This is a genomic window from Burkholderia sp. AU6039 (assembly GCF_002223365.1).
GTDB lineage: Bacteria > Pseudomonadota > Gammaproteobacteria > Burkholderiales > Burkholderiaceae > Burkholderia.
Genome location: NZ_NKFK01000003.1, coordinates 744486 through 761560 on the forward strand (window position 1 = coordinate 744486; position 17075 = coordinate 761560).

General features: G+C 70.0%; 9 protein-coding genes. 5 read left to right on the forward strand and 4 right to left on the reverse strand.

Annotated features, from left to right (window positions below; genetic code table 11):
• The first annotated feature begins 29 nt into the window (after nt 1-29).
• Nucleotides 30-191, forward strand: a complete 162-nt coding sequence (locus CFB39_RS06175) for a hypothetical protein (protein ID WP_006476417.1) — start codon at nt 30-32, stop codon at nt 189-191.
• Between the two features lie 148 nt (nt 192-339).
• Here CFB39_RS06175 and CFB39_RS06180 read toward each other — a convergent pair whose 3' ends face one another.
• Complete coding sequence (locus CFB39_RS06180) at nt 340-1707, reverse strand: amino acid permease (RefSeq protein WP_089472452.1); 1368 nt, start codon at nt 1705-1707, stop codon at nt 340-342.
• 290 nt (nt 1708-1997) lie between these two features.
• Nucleotides 1998-4289: an FUSC family membrane protein gene (locus CFB39_RS06185; RefSeq protein WP_089455901.1), complete on the reverse strand. Its 2292-nt coding sequence runs from the start codon at nt 4287-4289 to the stop codon at nt 1998-2000.
• Between the two features lie 182 nt (nt 4290-4471).
• Here CFB39_RS06185 and recC point away from each other — a divergent pair, with 182 nt between their 5' ends.
• Genes recC through arfB form a run of 4 tightly spaced genes read left to right on the forward strand, consistent with a single transcriptional unit; the run spans nt 4472 to nt 14233 of the window.
• Nucleotides 4472-7810: an exodeoxyribonuclease V subunit gamma gene (gene recC, locus CFB39_RS06190; protein ID WP_089472453.1), complete on the forward strand. Its 3339-nt coding sequence runs from the start codon at nt 4472-4474 to the stop codon at nt 7808-7810.
• A complete protein-coding gene (gene recB, locus CFB39_RS06195) occupies nt 7807-11517 on the forward strand; it encodes an exodeoxyribonuclease V subunit beta (protein ID WP_089472454.1) in 3711 nt (1236 codons plus the stop codon). Before recC ends, recB begins: the two co-directional genes overlap by 4 nt.
• A gap of 2 nt (nt 11518-11519) precedes the next feature.
• The gene (locus tag CFB39_RS06200) at nt 11520-13832 is read left to right on the forward strand and encodes an AAA family ATPase (protein ID WP_089473231.1); all 2313 of its coding nucleotides are present in this window, start codon (nt 11520-11522) and stop codon (nt 13830-13832) included.
• A complete protein-coding gene (gene arfB / locus CFB39_RS06205) occupies nt 13829-14233 on the forward strand; it encodes an alternative ribosome rescue aminoacyl-tRNA hydrolase ArfB (protein ID WP_011351491.1) in 405 nt (134 codons plus the stop codon). Before CFB39_RS06200 ends, arfB begins: the two co-directional genes overlap by 4 nt.
• 58 nt (nt 14234-14291) lie before the next feature.
• Here the strand turns inward: arfB and CFB39_RS06210 are convergent, their stop codons facing one another.
• Both CFB39_RS06210 and CFB39_RS06215 read right to left on the reverse strand, forming a co-directional pair.
• The gene (locus CFB39_RS06210; RefSeq protein WP_089473232.1) at nt 14292-15572 is read right to left on the reverse strand and encodes an EAL domain-containing protein; all 1281 of its coding nucleotides are present in this window, start codon (nt 15570-15572) and stop codon (nt 14292-14294) included.
• Nucleotides 15573-16028: 456 nt separating this feature from the next.
• Complete coding sequence (locus CFB39_RS06215; protein ID WP_089472455.1) at nt 16029-16955, reverse strand: DMT family transporter; 927 nt, start codon at nt 16953-16955, stop codon at nt 16029-16031.
• Nucleotides 16956-17075: the final 120 nt, after the last annotated feature.

Sequence of the window (17075 nt, forward strand, 5' to 3'; positions counted from 1 at the left end):
TCGATGAATTTGACGGAATCGCCCCGACCATGAACGATCAGCGCAAGAAGAACCCTGTCCGCAACGTGAGCATCCTGATCGTCGTGGCCGTGCTGCTCGTGATCGGGACGATCCTGTACAACGCGATTTCGCAGAAGCACGCGTACGACGAGGCCCATCCGGCCGAGGCCGCGAGCGCGGCGTCGCACTGACGTGCCGATGCGCGGCCCGGCGGGCCGCGCACATAGGGTGCATGCGGGGGGGATGAGTCCCCGGCTCTTGACGCGCTGGACGCTGCGCGGAGCCGGGAGAGAAGCGTGCGCCGGAACCGGCGCGCCGCGTAGGCAGATCAGTCGTGCGTCAACGTGACGCAGGGGCGAACTTCGGGCGGATCCGTGCGTAGAACACGGCCGCGAGCAGCGCGAGCCAGGCCGCGCCGACATACAGCGCGACGCGCGTGTCCTCGAACCAGCCGAGCATCACGATCACGAAGCCCATGAACGCGATCGTCAGTGCCGGCGCGACCGGCCACAACGGCACCTTGAACTTCAGCGCCGCGACTTCGGCGCTCGACAGCCGGCGGCGCATCGCGACCTGCGACAGCAGGATCATCAGCCACACCCACACGGTGGCGAACGTCGCGATCGCGGCGACCATCAAGAACACATCCTTCGGCATCAGGTAGTTGAGCAGCACGCCGACGAGCAGCGCGACCGCCATCACGAGCACCGTGACCCACGGCACACCGTGCCGCGACGTGGTCATCAGCACGGCCGGCGCCTGGCCCTGGCGCGCCATCCCGAACATCATCCGGCCCGCGCCGAAGATGTCGCTGTTGATCGCGGAGATCGCCGCGCTGATCACCACCAGGTTGAGGATGGTTGCGGCCGACTTCACGCCGAGCGCCGAGAAGATCTGCACGAACGGGCTGCCGTCGTTGCCGACACCCGTCCACGGGCTGATCGACATCAGCACGACCATCGTCAGCACGTAGAACAGCAGGATGCGCGCGGGCACCGCGTTGATCGCGCGCGGAATCACGCGCTCCGGATCCTTCGCCTCGCCGGCGCTCATGCCGATCACCTCGATCCCGCCGTACGCGAAGATCACGACCGACAGCGACGCGATCAGCCCGCCGACGCCGTTCGGCAGGAAGCCGCCATGGTTCCACAGGTTCGCGAACGTCGGCACGTCGGCCGAATGGCCGAAGTGCATGCCGGTCAGCAGGATCGCGACGCCGCCGCCGATCATCGCGACGATCGCGCCGACCTTGATGATCGACAGCCAGAACTCGAGCTCGCCGAACACCTTCACGTGGCACAGGTTCAGCCCGCAGATGATCGCGACCACGCCGAGCACCCAGATCCATTGCGGGACATCCGGAAACCAGAAGCCCATGTAGATGCCGAACGCGGTGATGTCGGCGATCGCGACGATCACCATTTCGAGCGTGTAGGTCCAGCCGGTGACGAAACCGGCGAACGGGCCGAGGTTCTCGGTCGCGTAGTGGCCGAACGAGCCGGCGACGGGTTCGCGCACGGCCATCTCGCCGAGCGCGCGCATCACCATGTAGACGGCCGCGCCGCCCAGGATGTACGCCAGGATCACGGCCGGGCCCGCGAGCTGGATCGCGGACGCCGAACCGTAGAACAGGCCTGTGCCGATCGCCGAACCCAGCGCGAGAAAGCGGATGTGCCGCGCGCTCAGGTGGCGCTGCAAGTTTTTCATCGTGTCTCCGATATCGTTATGCGACGGACCGGGCGAGCGGGGCCGGTCCGATTGGCTCAAGTTGTATAGACAACTTAAATGTGAACGAATGATAACAAGCCGGGCCGGGTGACCGGAATCGGGTATTCCCTGACTGGCGCGACGGGCGCAATGGGGGGCTGGGCGGTCGCGCTTCGAGCGCGCAGGCCGCGTGGAACGGGCGGGTCATGCTTCGGGGATCGCTGAATCGGAGAGCGCCGGGGCCGAGCCGCGGCATGCGCGGGCCGGCCACCGGCGGGGTCAAGCCTGGGTCAGGCGGGCAGGCGGATCACGCTCGCATCCTTGCGGATCAGCAGCGAGGACGCGAGCATCTGCTTGCACTGGTGCGCGAGCACCTTCAGGTCGTGCGTGAGCTCGGCCCCCACCGCATCGGATTGCTCCGCGGACACGACCATCGCGTCGAGGTCGCGCGTGATCTGCTTCGACGCGTCGAGCTGGTCGGCGGGCGGCGGCTCGCCCGCCTCGGCTTTCTCGAGATTGTCGAGCACGGCAGCGAGGCCGCGATGCAGCGCGTCGTCGTGGAGGATGCTGCCGTCGGCCGCGCAGGCTGCGCGGATCAGCGGCGCGGCGGCCGTGATCTGCGCGCCGAGCACGTGCGTCTGCACGAGCAGGTCGTTCAGTTCGGGCACGAAGCGCTGGTGCGCCTTCGGCTCGATCATCATCCGCTGGAACGCCTGCCCGAGATTCGCGAACGCGATGTGCACGTCCTTGCGCGCGAGGCGGTAGCGGTAGTCGTCGTCGAGGGCCGTGGTTGGCGTCTCGATGGCCGCGGCGACGACCGGCACGACGGCCGCGCCGTCGGCGGCCGGCACCGGCGGCGGCGACATGCCGCGCCCGGCGCGCCACACGGCTTCGAAATACTTGCGGGTGGCGGTGAGCATGTCGGCGACCTGCTTGCCCATCAGCCGGTATTCCCAGTACGGGAACAGCCGGCTCGCGGCGATCGCGATCATGCAGCCGACCACCGTGTCGATCGCGCGCTCGCCGATGATCCGCATGCTGCCCGGCGCGAGCAGGTGGAACATCAGCAGCACGTACGACGACGTGAACACGACGCTCGCCGCATAGTTGAACAGCAGCAGGCTGTAGCTCATCACCATCGACCCGAACATGATCGCGATCAGCAGGTGCGTATCCTTGACCGTGTAGATCAGCGCGACGCTCGCCGCGCAGCCGATCAGCGTACCGACGATACGCGCCGCGTTGCGCTGCTTGGTGAGCGAGTAGCCGGGCTTCAGGATGATGATGGTCGTCATCACGATCCAGTACGCGTTCGTGAGCGGCAGCAGCCGGCCGAGCCAGAACCCGACCGCCACCGCGATCGTCACGCGCAGCGCGTGGCGGAAGCTTGGCGAGCGCATGTTCAGGTTCGAGAAGATCAGGAGCGGCGACATCCGGCGGCGCTGCAGGAAGCGCGTGAGCGCCTTGTCGATCTTCAGTTCGGTTTGCTGCGGATCGGCGTGGCCCGACAGGTTGCGGCGCATCCGGTCGATCAGGCGCGTCGCGCTCCAGATGCGCCGGAACGTGGCCAGCACGGCCGCATACGCTTCCGCATTGGTGGCCGGGAAGTTCTTCTTGCGCATCAGCTCGATCTCGTACTCGATCGCGCGCAGCTCGGCCTTCACGCTGATCCGCGAATGCGGTGCGCGGTTCTCGAGCACCGCGAGGCCGATTTCCTCGAGATCGGCGGCTGCCTTGCGGATCAGGTCGCGGTAGAAAATGATCAGGTCGGAGCCGCCGAACGTATTGCGCACCAGCGGGTAATCGGTGTGGGCGCCGACGAACAGCTCGTGCAGGTCGACGCTGTTGATGAACAGGTTGTACATCGTCGTGCGGCCGGGGTCAAGCTTGCCGCGCCGCAGCTTCGGCAGGTTGCGCAGCACGATGTCGCGCGCGGTTTCCTGCGTTTCGACCGCCGTGATCTGCTTGGCGACGAGATTGCGGTAGCACTCGTCGAGATCGGCATCGAGATCGTAGAACTGCGCGCGTGCGAGCAGGTAGTCGGCGCACGCGAACAGGCTCTCGGCAAGCGCCTGCTGCTCGATCCGGCGCGCCTGCCATTGCGACACGAGCGTGGCCCAGTACGTGTACCAGAGCCCGCCCGCGAGAATCCAGCCGGCGTTGATGAACGCCTGCAGCGGCGTGAACTTCTCCTCGAGCGTCATCACCATCATGAACAGCGTCGCGAAGCTGATCTGCGGCCAGCGGTTGCCGTAGACGACGATCAGCGACAGCACGAAGGTGAGCGGCACGATGGTGAGCCACAGCACGAAGATGTTCGGTGTCGCGAGGCCGGTGGCGAGCGCGGCCAGAAAACCGATCACGCTGCAAGCGAGCATTTCGTTGTGCTTGTACTTGAGCGGGCCGGGCATGTCGACGACGCAGGCGCCGAGCGCGCCCGTCGAGATCGTGAAGCCGAGCTCCCGGTTGTGAAACACGATCAGGCACAGCACGGCCGGCAGCGAAACGCCGACCGCGATCCGCAGGCCGCCGAAAAAGTACTGGCTGTAGAAAAACTTTCTGATTTCGACCGAATAGCGCATCGATGGGCTGAATAGCAGACGAAGACGCCCGGGGGCGGCATCTTGACTGGCGACGAGTCTATCGTATTTCGCGATCCGTAAAACCTGGCCTTCCGGACGAGGTTCGCGACGGCGGCCCATTTGCTATCCTTGGTGATCCTGTTCGCCCGGCCCGGCCGGCGCGAGGTTCCGACGCCTGCTTCATGCTCCATCTCTTCTATTCGAACCGTCACGAAACGCTGGCCGATGCGCTGCTCGAGGATCTGGCCGCGTTCCCGGCCCGCAATGGCCCGTGGGCGCCGCAACAGGTCATCGTGCCGAGCGCGGCGCTGCGCCGCCGTCTCGAGCTCGACATCGCCGCGCGCAACGGCGTGTGCGCGAACGTCGAGTTCACGTATCTCGCGCAATGGCTGTGGGCGCAGATTGGCCGCGTGCTGACGGTGCCCGCGCGTTCGCCGTTCGCACCCGATCGCCTCGTGTGGCGCTGCTACCGGCTGTTCGCGCAGGCGGCCGACGGCGCGCCGTGGCTTGCGTCGCCGCGGCTGGCCGCGTATCTGTCCGCGTCCGACGATGCGATGCGCTACGAGCTGGCACACCGCGTCGCGGCCGTGCTCGATCATTACCTGACCTATCGCCCCGAATGGCTGGCCGCATGGCAGGCCGGCGAGTCCGTGCTCGCGGGCGACGGCGCGCCGCGCGGGATCAGCGACGCCGCGCGTGACGACGAACGCTGGCAGGCCGCGCTGTGGCGCGCGCTGCTCGCCGAGCTGAGCGACAGCGGCACGCCGCCGGCGCACCGTTTCCTCGTCGAGGCGCGCCATCTCGATCCGCAAGCCATCGCGCGCGCGGACTGGCCGGAATCGGTCAGCGTGTTCGCGCTGCCGACGATGCCGCCGCTGCACGTCGCGTTGCTGCGCGAGCTGTCGCGCTGGATCGACGTGCGCGTCTATGCGCTGAACCCGTGCCGCGAATTCTGGTTCGACATCGTGACCGCCGCGCATGCCGAGGCGCTCGATGCGGCCGGGCGGCTCGATTACCAGGAAGTCGGCCATCCGCTGCTCGCCGAATGGGGCAGGCAGACCCAGGCGCAGCTGCACATGCTGCACGAACTGACTGAAAGCGCCGCGTCGGGCGACGCGTCGCGTTTCGTCGAGAATCCCGCGCCGACGTGGCTCGCGCGCGTGCAGAACGCGATCCTCGAACTGCAGCCGGAGGCCGAAATCGGCGACACGCCGGCCGAGCGCGGGATCGAGGTGCACGTGTGCCACAGTCTCGCGCGCCAGCTCGAGGTGCTGCACGACCGGCTGCTCGCGTGGTTCGACGCCGACGCGAGCCTGCAGCCGTCCGACGTGCTCGTCGCGGTGGCCGATCTCGCCGCGGCCGGGCCGCTGATCGACGCCGTGTTCGGCACGGCCGGCGCCGGCGGCTCCCGTGTGCCTTACCGGATCACCGGCCTGCCGCCGTCGCAGGCGAACCCGGTCGCGCGCGTGTTGCTCGACTGGCTCGCGTTGCCGGAGCGGCAGGTCGGCGCGCCCGAGCTGGTCGAATGGCTGCGCGTCGACGCGGTCGCGGCGCGCTACGGCATCGATGCGGCGGCGCTGGAGACGGTGCAGACCTGGCTCGCGGCCGCCGGCGCGCGGCGCGGGCTGTCGCCGCTCGCGAGCGACGATGCAGCCGTGCCGTCGCCGCGCCATACGTTCTCCGATGCGCTCGCGCGGCTCTTTCTCGGTTATGCGATGCCGGAAGGCGCGGCGCCGGTCGGCGCGTGGCTGCCGATCGAGGCGGCCACCGGCAGCGAGGCCGAACTGCTTGGCCGGCTCGCACGCTTCACCGACGATCTCGACGGCTTCTCGCGGCGGCTGGCCGAATCGCATACGCCGCAAGGCTGGAGCGAGCTGTTCGCCGATACGCTCGCGCGGTTCTTCGATTCGGGCGCCGCGTATGCGGACGCGCTCGCGGGCGTGCGCGACGCGCTCGACGCGATGCTGGCCGCGATGACGGAGGGCGCGCCCGACGAAGCGTTGCCGGCGGCCGTCGTCCGGGCGGGGCTGGCCGCCGCGCTCGACGATCCGGCGCGCGGCGGCGTGCCGTGGGGCGGCGTCACGTTCTCGTCGCTGACGAGCCTGCGCGGCCTGCCGTATCGCGTCGTCTGCCTGCTCGGGATGGACGATGGCGTGCTGCCGAGCCTCGCGCGCGCCGACGAATTCGACCTGATGGCCGTGTTGCCGAAGCTGGGCGACCGCCAGCGCCGCGACGACGAGCGCAACCTGTTTCTCGACCTGCTGCTTGCCGCGCGCGACCGGCTGATGATTGCCTACACGGGCCGCAGCATTCGCGACAACGCGCCGTTGCCGCCCGCGGCACTCGTCGACGAACTGCTCGACCATCTCGCGCTCGTCACGGCCGGGCCCGACGCGGCGCCGGACGCGGTCGATGCCGCGCGGCGTGCATTCGTCGTCGAGCATCCGCTGCAACCGTTCGCGGCCGCCTATTTCCAGCCCGGCAGCGAACTCGTTTCCTTCGACGCCGAGCGTGCGACGCTCGCGTCGCTGCTGGCCGCCGAGGCGTCGCGCGACGGGCCGCGCGAGCTACCGTTCTTCGCGCAGCCGCTGCCGGCCGAACCGGTCGAGCCTGTCGCATTCAGCGAATTCGAACGCTTCTGGCGCCATCCCGCGCGTGCGCTGCTGCGCGCGCGGCTCGGCATCGTGCTCGCCGACGCGCAGGCCGAACTGCTCGACACCGAGCCGTTCGCGCTCGACTTCGCCGGCAGCGATGCACTCGCCGAGCGCGTGCTGCCGTTGCTGATCGAGTCGGACGAGGGCGGCGTGCACGATCACGCGCTGCGCATTGCGGACGCGAGCCCCGAACTGCCGGGCGGCGCGACCGGCGCCGTGTGGCGCGACCAGGCGCTCGGCTCGATGACGCAACTTGCGTCGAACGTGCGCCGCGCGCTGGCCGACGGGATGGAGCGGCGGCCGTTCACGCTCACCGTCGTGCCGGCCTGGCCGGACACCGAACAGGCGCTGTTCGGCGCCGACGACGCGCAGCTGTCGGGCGACGCGGTGAGCGCGCCGCTCGACCTGCACGGCACGCTGAACCGGCTCACGCCGGCCGGGCAGATCATCTATCGCTATGCACGGCCGAGTGCGCGCGACTACCTGTCCGCGTGGCTCGCGCATCTCGTCTACTGCGCTGTGGAGCCCGGTGGCCCGCGCCGCACGCTGTGGTTCGGCAGCGGCGGTGCATTCGAGCTGACACCCGTCGCGGCGCCGCTCGAGCAGCTCGCGCCGCTGGCCGCGCTGTTTCGCGCGGGGCGGCGCATGCCGCTGCGGTTTTTCCCGCGCAGCGCGTGGGCGAGGGTGTCCGACGGCGAGGCGAAGGCCGCGAGCGTCTGGATCAACGAACGGGTCGTGAGCGAAGCCGACGATCCTGCCATCGCGATCGCGTGGCGCGGCGCACATGCATCGCTCGACGAGCCGTTCGGCACGCTCGCGCGGCTCGTGTTCGATCCGCTCGTCGCACATCTGAAGGAGGTCGCATGAGCGCCGTGTCGCAGCCGCAGCAGGCGCTCGAACTCGACGTTTTCGCGTGCCCGCTCGACGGTGTCAACCAGATCGAGGCGTCGGCCGGCACCGGCAAGACCTGGAACATCTGCGCACTGTATGTGCGCCTGCTGCTGGAGAAGGATCTCGGTGCGGATGAAATCCTCGTCGTGACCTTCACGAAAGCGGCGACCGCCGAGCTGCACGAACGGATTCGCGGTCGCCTCGCGCAGCTCGCGCACGCGCTCGACACGGGTGACGACGGCGGCGATCCGTTCATCGAGCGTCTGCTGGAAACCACGCTCGGCGAAGACGGCGCGCTCGATCCCGAAACGGCCGCGAAGCGGATCCGGCGTGCGCTGCGCGCGTTCGACCAGGCCGCGATCCATACGATCCATGCGTTCTGCCAGCGTGCGCTGCAGGAAGCGCCGTTCGCGGCGGCGATGCCGTTCGCGTTCGACATGGAGGCCGACGATGCGTCGCTGCGCTTCGAGCTCGCAGCGGACTTCTGGCGCACGCGCGTCGAGCCGGCAGCCGCGCGCTGGCCGGGCTTCGCGATCTGGCTCGTCGAATCGGGCGCCGGCCCGGCCGCGCTCGATGCGCAGCTCGCGCGCCGGCTGAAGAAGCCGCTTGCCGCGCTGCGGTGGGACGGCGTGACCGAGCCGGACGAATCGGCCGAGGCGGCGGCCGCCGAATGCTTCGCCGAGGCCGAGCGGATGTGGGCGGCTGAACGCGAAGCAATCGATACGTTACTGCGCACCGCGCAACCCGCGCTCAACCAGCGCTCGCACAAACCCGAGGCCGTGGCCGATGCGCTGGCCGCATGGACCGCGCATTTCGCGCAGGGCGACGCGACGGCTGCGCTGCCGAAGGCCGCGCTGAAGCTCACGCGCACCGCGCTCGTGAAGGCGACGAAAAAAGGCGGCGCGACGCCCGAACACGCGTTCTTCGACGTGGCCGACGCGCTCGAAGCGGCCGTGGCGGCGGCCGAGGCCGCGCAGCGCGCGCGCTGGCTCGCGCTGATCGCCGAATGGCTCGACATGGCGCCGGGCGAGCTGGCCGAGCGCAAGCGCACGCGGCGCGTCGTCTCGTTCGACGATCTGCTCGCGAACCTGTACCACGCGCTGCATGCGCATCCGTGGCTCGCCGAGACACTGCGCGCGCGCTATCCGGCCGCGCTGATCGACGAGTTCCAGGATACCGACCCGCTGCAGTTCGCGATCTTCGACCGGATCTTCGCGCCGGGCGGCCCGCTGTTCCTGGTCGGCGATCCGAAGCAGGCGATCTACAGCTTCCGCGCGGCCGATCTGCATACCTATCTCGCCGCGCGCGCACGGGCGAGCGCGTGCTACACGCTCGCGGTCAACCAGCGGTCGACGCCCGCGATCGTCGATGCATGCAACCGCTTTTTCATGTCGAATCCGCGCGCGTTCGTGCTCGACGGGCTCGACTACTACGCGGTGCGCGCCGGCACGCGCGTGCGCGCGCCGTTCGTCGACGCAACCGATCCGGGCCCGGCAGGCGACTTCCGGGTGTGGGCGTTGCCGGGCGGCGAAGGCACGTTGCTCAAGCGTGATGCACAGGCACAGGCCGCGCAGGCCTGCGCCGCCGAGATCGCACGGCTGATGCGCGGCGCGCGCGAAGGGCGCGTGCGGCTCGGCGAGACACCGCTGTCGCCGGGCGACATCGCGGTACTCGTGCAGACGCACCGGCAGGGCAGTCTCGTGAAGCGCGTGCTGGCCACGTGGGGCATCGGCAGCGTCGAACTGGCGCAGGCTTCGGTGTTCTCGACCGGCGACGCCGAGCAGCTCGAGCGCGTGCTGGCGGCGATCGATGCACCGGGCGACCTGCGGCGCTTGCGCGCGGCGCTCGCATCCGACTGGTTCGGCCTCGATGCCGGTGCGCTGTGGCGGATGGAGCAGGGCGACGGCGACGCGCAACAGGAAGCCTCTGCGGCGGACAGCGCCGACGCGATGAGCTGGGTCGAGCGCTTCTCGCGGTATCGGCTGTTGTGGCGCGAACGCGGCTTCGCGGTGATGTGGCGCACGTTCACGCGGGAGCTGCGGATTGCCGAGCGCCTGATGGCCGGCACGGACGGCGAGCGCCGCGTGACCGACATCAACCATCTGGCCGAATTGACGCAGGCACGCGCGTCCGCGCAGCCGGGCATCGCGCCGACGCTGCGCTGGCTCGCCGCGCAACGGCTCGACGGCGGCGGCGAGGAAGCGCAACTGCGGCTCGAATCCGATCGCAACCTCGTGCAGATCGTCACCGTGCACAAGTCGAAAGGCCTCGAATACGCGATCGTGTTCTGTCCGTTCCTGAACGACGGCGGGTTGCGCGAGCCGCCCGCGTCCGCATTGCCCGATGCGCGCGAGTATCACGACGAGGCGGGCGACGCGGTGCTGCATTACGGCTGCGACGACGAGGCAGCCGAGCATGCGGCGCGGCAGGCGCTGCGCGAGCAGGCGGCGGAACGCGCGCGGCTCGTCTACGTGGCGCTCACGCGCGCGGTCTATCGCTGCTACGTCGTCGCCGGGCCGTACCTGTCGTCGCGCTCGACGCGTGAATCGCGGCGCAGCGTGCTCAACTGGCTCGTCGCGGGTGCCGGCCAGTCATTCGATGCGTGGCTCGACGAGCCGCCCGACGAGGCCGCGCTCGATGCGGCGTGGCAGGCGCTCGCGGGTGGCCCCGTGAGCGTCGCGCCGCTACCGGCGCCCGTGCGACCCGAGCGCCTCGCGGCGGGGCACGACGCATCGCAGACGCTCGCGGCGCGCCATGCGACGCGCGTGCTGCGCGATGCGTGGCGGATGGCCAGCTTCAGTTCGCTGACCGCGTCGATGGCGCGCGAGGAGGCGGGCGTCGCGGCCGTGCCCGATGACGAGCTGCGGCCCGATCACGACGCACTGGCCGCGGTGGCGCCGGATGGCGAATGGCTCTTGGCCGATCCGGTTGCGCCCGAGCCGCCGGACGACGATATCCTCGTGTTCCCGCGCGGCGCGGCGGCCGGCGAGTGCCTGCACCGCCTGTTCGAACTCAGCCGCTTCACCGAGCCCGAGTCGTGGCCCAGGGCCGCGCTCGGCGCGCTGCACGACCGGCCGGTCGAGGCCGTGCCCGAGCTGGCCGCGCGCCTGCCGGCGATGATGGTGCAGCTGGTCGACGATGTCGTGCACACCGAGCTGGTGCCGGGCATGCGGCTCGCCGATCTCGATCCCGCGAAGCGGCTCGACGAAATGGGTTTCCTGTTCCCGGCGCCCGCGCTCGACCTGATGGCGCTGCGCCGGCTGCTGGTCGCGCACGGCTACCCGGACGTTGCACTGGAGGCGGGCATGCTCGCCGGTTTCATCAAGGGTTTCATCGACATGATCGTCGAACACGACGGCCGCTTCTGGATCGTCGACTGGAAGTCGAACCATCTCGGCACGACGCCGGACGCCTATGGCCCGCGCGCGCTCGACGTCGCGATGGCCGATCACGCGTATCACCTGCAGGCGCTGCTCTATACGGTCGCACTGCACCGCTACCTACGCGGCCGGCTGCCCGACTATGACTACGACACGCATATCGCGGGCTACCTGTACCTGTTCGTGCGCGGTGTACGGCCCGACTGGCGCAGCGGCGGCGAACCGGCCGGCGTGCATGCGCGGCGGCCCGAGCGCGCGCTCGTCGACGCGCTCGACCGGATGATGGAAGGGGGTCGCGCATGAACGTGAACGCGCAGGACGACACGCTCGAATTTACTGGCGGCCTCGTCGCGCGGCTGCCCGAACCGGCCGATTTCGGCATCGCGCTCGCGGAAGGGTTTGCGCGCCGCATCGGCGATCTGGCTCGTCGCGCCGGTGCGCCGGCCGCGGCCGCGCGCTGGGCGGCGCGCGCCGCGTTCGCGACGAGTCGTGCGACCGCGGGCGGCCACGTGTGCGTCGCGCTCGGCGCGCTCGCGCAGCGCTACGAAGCCCCGCTCGACGAAGTCCGCGCGGCGCTTGCCGCGAGCGGCGTGGTCGCGTTCGGCACGCTCGCACGCGGCGACGAGCGGCCGCTGATCGTCGACCGCCACGATCACCTGTACCTGTCGCGCTATTTCGACTATGAGCGGCGGCTTGCCGATGCGCTCGTCGCGCAGGCCGGTGTGGCCGCACCGGACGACGGTCTCGCACCCGACCGGTTGCGCGACAGCCTCGCGCGTTACTTCGGGCCGGCAACCGGCGAAGTCGACTGGCAGCGCGTCGCGGCGATCGTCGCGCTGACGGGCCGCGTGACGATCGTCAGCGGCGGCCCGGGCACGGGCAAGACGACGACCGTCGTCGGCGTGCTGGCCTGTCTGCTCGACGCGCATCCGGGGCTGCGCGTCGCGCTGGCCGCGCCGACCGGCAAGGCCGCGCAGCGGATGCAGGAAGCGCTGCATGCACGGGCCGGCGACCTGCCGCCCGAACTCGCGGCGCGCCTGCCGGATACGTCATACACGCTGCACCGGCTGCTGGGCGGCGGCGGGGCGGCCGGGTTCCGGCATCATCGCGACAATCCGCTGCCGTACGATCTGATCGTCGTCGACGAGGCGTCGATGATCGACGTCGCGCTCGCCGCGCATCTGCTCGATGCGCTCGCGCCGGGTGCGCGGCTCGTGCTGCTCGGCGACAAGGACCAACTGGCCGCGGTCGAGGCGGGCGCCGTGTTTGCAGAGTTGAGCGCGCGGCCGGCGTTTACCGCCGCGGCGCGCACGCGCATCGCGCAGGCGCTCGGCATCGACGAGGCGGCATTCGTCGCGGCGCTGCCGGTGCGGGACGACGCCGCGACCGCGGCGATTCCGGCTGCAGATCCGGTTTCCGCCGCGGCCCGGGCGCCGGCGCCTGCCGCGGCCGCTGCGCGCAAACCAGCGTCGCGACGGAAAGTCGACGTGCGACAGGCATCGCTTTTCGACGACGAACCGCAGGATGACGCAGTTTCGACGACCACCGTCGCGCCGCCGCCGGCCGCGGGTCCGGCGCTGACCGAAACCGGTGAGCCTGGTGAGGCTGGTGAGCCTGGTGAGGCTGGCGCAGCAGGCGAAGCCCCCGCGTGGATCGAGGTCGACGAACTTGCGTGGCTCGACACCGTCGAGCTGCCGCCGTTCGACGCGGGCGACGCGGCGCTTGCGTCGATCACTTCGATATTGCCGGACGAAACCGCCACCGCGTCGGCCGCACCCGCACCGCTCGCCGACTGCGTGGTCTGGCTCGAACGCAATTACCGCTTCGGTCTCGATTCACCGATCGGGCGGCTGTCGCTCGCGATCCGCAGCGGCGACGTGCAGGCCGCGCTCGACGCGCTGCCCGCCGACGACTCGGCTGCCGCATCATTCCACGACGATGCGGGCGAGTCGCTCGCGTCGTCGACGGTCGAGCGGCTCGCGCGGCGCTTCGGCGCTTACCTCGACGCGTTGCGCGACACGCTGGCCGCGCCGGTGCCCGATCCGCTGCCGCTGTTCGACGCGCTCAACCGGTTCCGGATCCTGTGCGCGACCCGCAGCGGCTTGCGCGGCGCGGAGCACGTCAATGCGCTCGTGGCCGCGCACGTGCGCCACGCGGCGCGGGTGCCGCTGGCGGTCGGCGCGCACTGGTTCACGGGGCGGCCGATCATGGTGACGCGCAACGACTATGCGCTCGGGCTGTTCAACGGCGATATCGGCATTGCGCTGCCCGACGCGCACGGCGTGCTGCGCGTGTGGTTCAGGCGCGCGGACGGCACCGCGCGCGCGGTGTCGCCGGCCGCGCTGCCGCCGCACGAAACCGCGTTCGCGCTGACGGTCCACAAGTCGCAGGGCTCGGAATTCGACGAAGCAGCGCTCGTGCTGCCGGCATCGTTCGGCCGCGTGCTCACGCGTGAGCTCGTCTATACGGCCGTCACGCGTGCCCGCACACGTGTGCAGGTGATCGGGCCGCGGCGCGTGCTGGCGCAGGCGGTCGCGACGCGTACGCAGCGTGATTCGGGGCTCGCGGCACGCGTCGACGAAGCGCTGGCACGGCGCCGCAGGGAGGCTGCGCGATGATGATCCGCTATACGCTCGATCCGGCCGAAGTCGAATGGACGGCCGTGCGCGCGCAGGGCGCGGGCGGCCAGAACGTGAACAAGGTGTCGAGCGCGATCCACCTGCGCTTCGATATCCGCGCGTCGTCGTTGCCGCCCGTCATCAAGGAGCGGCTCCTTGCATTGTCCGACCAGCGCATCACGCGTGATGGCATCGTCGTGATCAAGTCGCAGGAATATCGCACCCAGGAAAAGAACCGCGAAGCCGCGCTGGCGCGACTCGATGCGTTGATCAGCGGCGTTGCATTCACGCCGCGTGCGCGGGTCGCCACGCGGCCGACGCGTGCGTCGAAGGAGCGGCGGCTCGAGCACAAGTCGCGCCGCAGCGTGGTGAAGTCGGGAAGAGGGAAGGTGACCGACTGACGAATGGATGAGCGGACGAACGACGGGTGCGGTAGCCGGTCGTCCGCCGTCGTGCCGGCTAGCGCATCACGGTCCCGGCGCTGTCGAGCACGAAGTCGACGCAGAACACGACCAGCCGGCTCTGCGCGCGGATCGCGACGGCGGCCGTATAGCAGTCGCGGCCTTCCGTCAGCGAGAAGTGCGGGCCCATCAGCGCGACGCGTCCGGGCGCGGCGATCGCGCGCTGGAAATACGGGCGCCGCGACCAGTTGCTGTGGGTTTCCGGGAAGAGCGGCGAGAGGCGGGTGAAGCCCGCCTGGCCGTCGTCGGCGCGCGCGCCGATCGACGGCAGGAACTGCTCGCCGGTTTCGTCGGTGACGAACACGCGGCGCGCGGCCGGCACCGCGAACACGCGCTGCGCGGCGTCCTGCAGGTTGCCGCTTGCGGAAAACGCCGCCGCGCCGGACAGCACGAGCCGCTCGATCGCGTCGAAGCCAGGCTGCTCGGCGACGACCGGGGTGTGCCGGCGCGCGATGAAGCGCTGCCACGCGGCGTCGAGCATCGCGGGTGCCGCCGCGCTGGCATGGGCGATCGATGCATCGGGCTGGCCGAACTGGAAACCCTGCACGAAATCGATGTCGGCTTCCATCAGCGCCTGCAGCGAGTCGTCGCTCTCGACGCCCTCGGCGAGCACCATCGCACCGGCCTGATGCAGCATCGACACGAGGTGATGCATGATGCGGCGATCGTCGGCCGAACCGGTCGAGCGGACGACGAGCGAGCGATCGAGCTTGACGATGTCGGGGCGCGCGCGCCACACGCGGTCGAAATTCGAGAATCCCGTGCCGAAGTCGTCGATCGCGATCAGGAAGTCGCGATGCTGGATCATGTCGATCGTGCGGGCGAGCGCGGCTTCGTCGCGCGACGGCTGTTCGACGACTTCCAGCACGATGCGGTTCGGCGGCAGCGCGAAATGCCGGCACAGCGCCTCGACGAATTCGCGCTGCACGAGGCCCGAGTCGAGCACGCGCGGGTTGACGTTCAGGAACAGCCAGCCGTCGCCGATGCCCTGCGCGACGAAGTTGGCCGTGTGCAGGCAGCGCGCGAGCCGGTCGAGCAGCAGCGCGTCGGCGTCCGCGCGCGTCTTGTCGAACAGTGCGGCGGGCGAGATCAGTGCGCCGTTCGGATCGACGACGCGCAGCAGCGCTTCGTAGCCGACGACCCGCTTGTGCGTGATCGACAGCACGGGCTGGAACACGCTGCGCAATGTCGTGGTGCGATAGGTGGCGACCCAGCCGCCGGGCGTCGGCGTGAGGCGTTCGAGCAGGGAGTCGAGCGAGAGGTCGCGGGCGGGCTTCATGTCAACGGTGCCCGGGGCCAAGCGGCAGAACGACGGCGCGCCGCCACGCTGAAGCAGTCGCACGCGCCGGCGGACGCGAAAGGACATGGAACATCGAGGCCGCCTTCTGCGGGTAAGTGTCCGGAGTGTAACGGGAATGCGGCGGCTCGCGTATCAGGGAAACTCCAGACACACGCGGGAACGGAACTGCGGCCGGCGCCGCTCGCATGCGCGCCGCGCATGACCGCCGCGCAGCGTCGAGCGTCGCCGCCGCACATGACAATCCGGCAGCATGCCATGCCATGCCATGCCATGCGAGGCGAGGCGAGGCGAGGCGGGAAGTAGTGAGCGGCGGTCGCCGTCAGACGAATGCCGTCGCGCCGCCGCACCATTCGCGGGCGCGGCGATCAACAGCCCGCGCCCGGTCGTCACGCATCACGGCCGGAACGATGGCGGCGCGTGCACCCGAATGTATCGTCAGGTCGCTTCGCCGCTGCGCGGCCGGATCCCGGGAATCCGCTTGATCGCGCCGGTCGCGAGCGCGGTGCCGACGAGCACGATCGCGCAGCCTTCGATCATCACGGCCGACACGTGTTCGCCGAGGAACAGCGCGCCCCACAGCAGGCCGAACACGGGAATCACGAACGTCACGGTAATCGCCCGCGCGGGGCCGATGTGCGCGATCAGGTGGAAGAAGATGAAATACGCGATGCCGGTGCAGGCGACGCCCAGCGCGAGCACCGAGCCCCAAGCGTGCGCGCTGACCGGCGCGGCCGGCCAGGTGGCGATCGCGAACGGCAGCAGCAGGAGGGTCGAGCCGATCATGCTGCCGGTCGCGTTGACGAGCGGATCGACGCCGGTCAACTTGCGCTTCGTGTAGTTGGCCGCGATGCCGTACAGCAGCGTCGCACCGAGCGCCGCGGCGGCGGCGAGCGCGGTCGCGGCGGCGCCCGTTTCGCCGTGCGCATTCGCGATCTGGTTCCACACGAGCGTGAGCACGCCGGCGAAACCGATCACGAGGCCGAGCGCGCGCGGCAGCGACAGCTTGTCCTTCAGCCACAGGTAGGCCACGAGCGCGCCCCACAGCGGCGTCGTCGCGTTGATCACCGACGTCACGCCGGCCGACAGCGTCAGTTCGGCGAACGCGAACAGGCAGAACGGAATGCCCGAGTTCAGTGCGCCGACGACGAACAATGGCCATGCATGACGGCGCAGCCGGGCGCCGAGATCGGCGGGTTTGAAGCGCGTGAGCGCGAAGCCGGCGAGAAACAGCGCGCCGATGCCCACCCGCAACGCCATCAGCGGCGCGACGCCGAAATCGACCACGCCGACTCGGATGAACAGGAAGGACGCGCCCCACAGGGCGGCGAGCACGGTCAGCAGGAAAGCGTTCTTGGGTGACATCGATCGGCGAGGGCGGGGACGGGATGCGAGGAATCTTACACCGCGTTACCGCCCCGTCGTTTCACGATCGGATGAAACGACAAGAAACGGCCATTCCGCCGGTTTGCCGCCGGGCGGCGG

What these genes read in the sequence shown, in the direction of transcription:
- CFB39_RS06210 (WP_089473232.1), bottom strand. Translation starts at nt 15,572, where the DNA reads ATGAAGCCCGCCCGCGACCTCTCGCTCGACTCCCTGCTCGAACGCCTC.
- CFB39_RS06175 (WP_006476417.1), top strand. Translation starts at nt 30, where the DNA reads ATGAACGATCAGCGCAAGAAGAACCCTGTCCGCAACGTGAGCATCCTG.
- recB (WP_089472454.1), top strand. Translation starts at nt 7,807, where the DNA reads ATGAGCGCCGTGTCGCAGCCGCAGCAGGCGCTCGAACTCGACGTTTTC.
- CFB39_RS06180 (WP_089472452.1), bottom strand. Translation starts at nt 1,707, where the DNA reads ATGAAAAACTTGCAGCGCCACCTGAGCGCGCGGCACATCCGCTTTCTC.
- CFB39_RS06215 (WP_089472455.1), bottom strand. Translation starts at nt 16,955, where the DNA reads ATGTCACCCAAGAACGCTTTCCTGCTGACCGTGCTCGCCGCCCTGTGG.
- CFB39_RS06185 (WP_089455901.1), bottom strand. Translation starts at nt 4,289, where the DNA reads ATGCGCTATTCGGTCGAAATCAGAAAGTTTTTCTACAGCCAGTACTTT.
- recC (WP_089472453.1), top strand. Translation starts at nt 4,472, where the DNA reads ATGCTCCATCTCTTCTATTCGAACCGTCACGAAACGCTGGCCGATGCG.
- arfB (WP_011351491.1), top strand. Translation starts at nt 13,829, where the DNA reads ATGATGATCCGCTATACGCTCGATCCGGCCGAAGTCGAATGGACGGCC.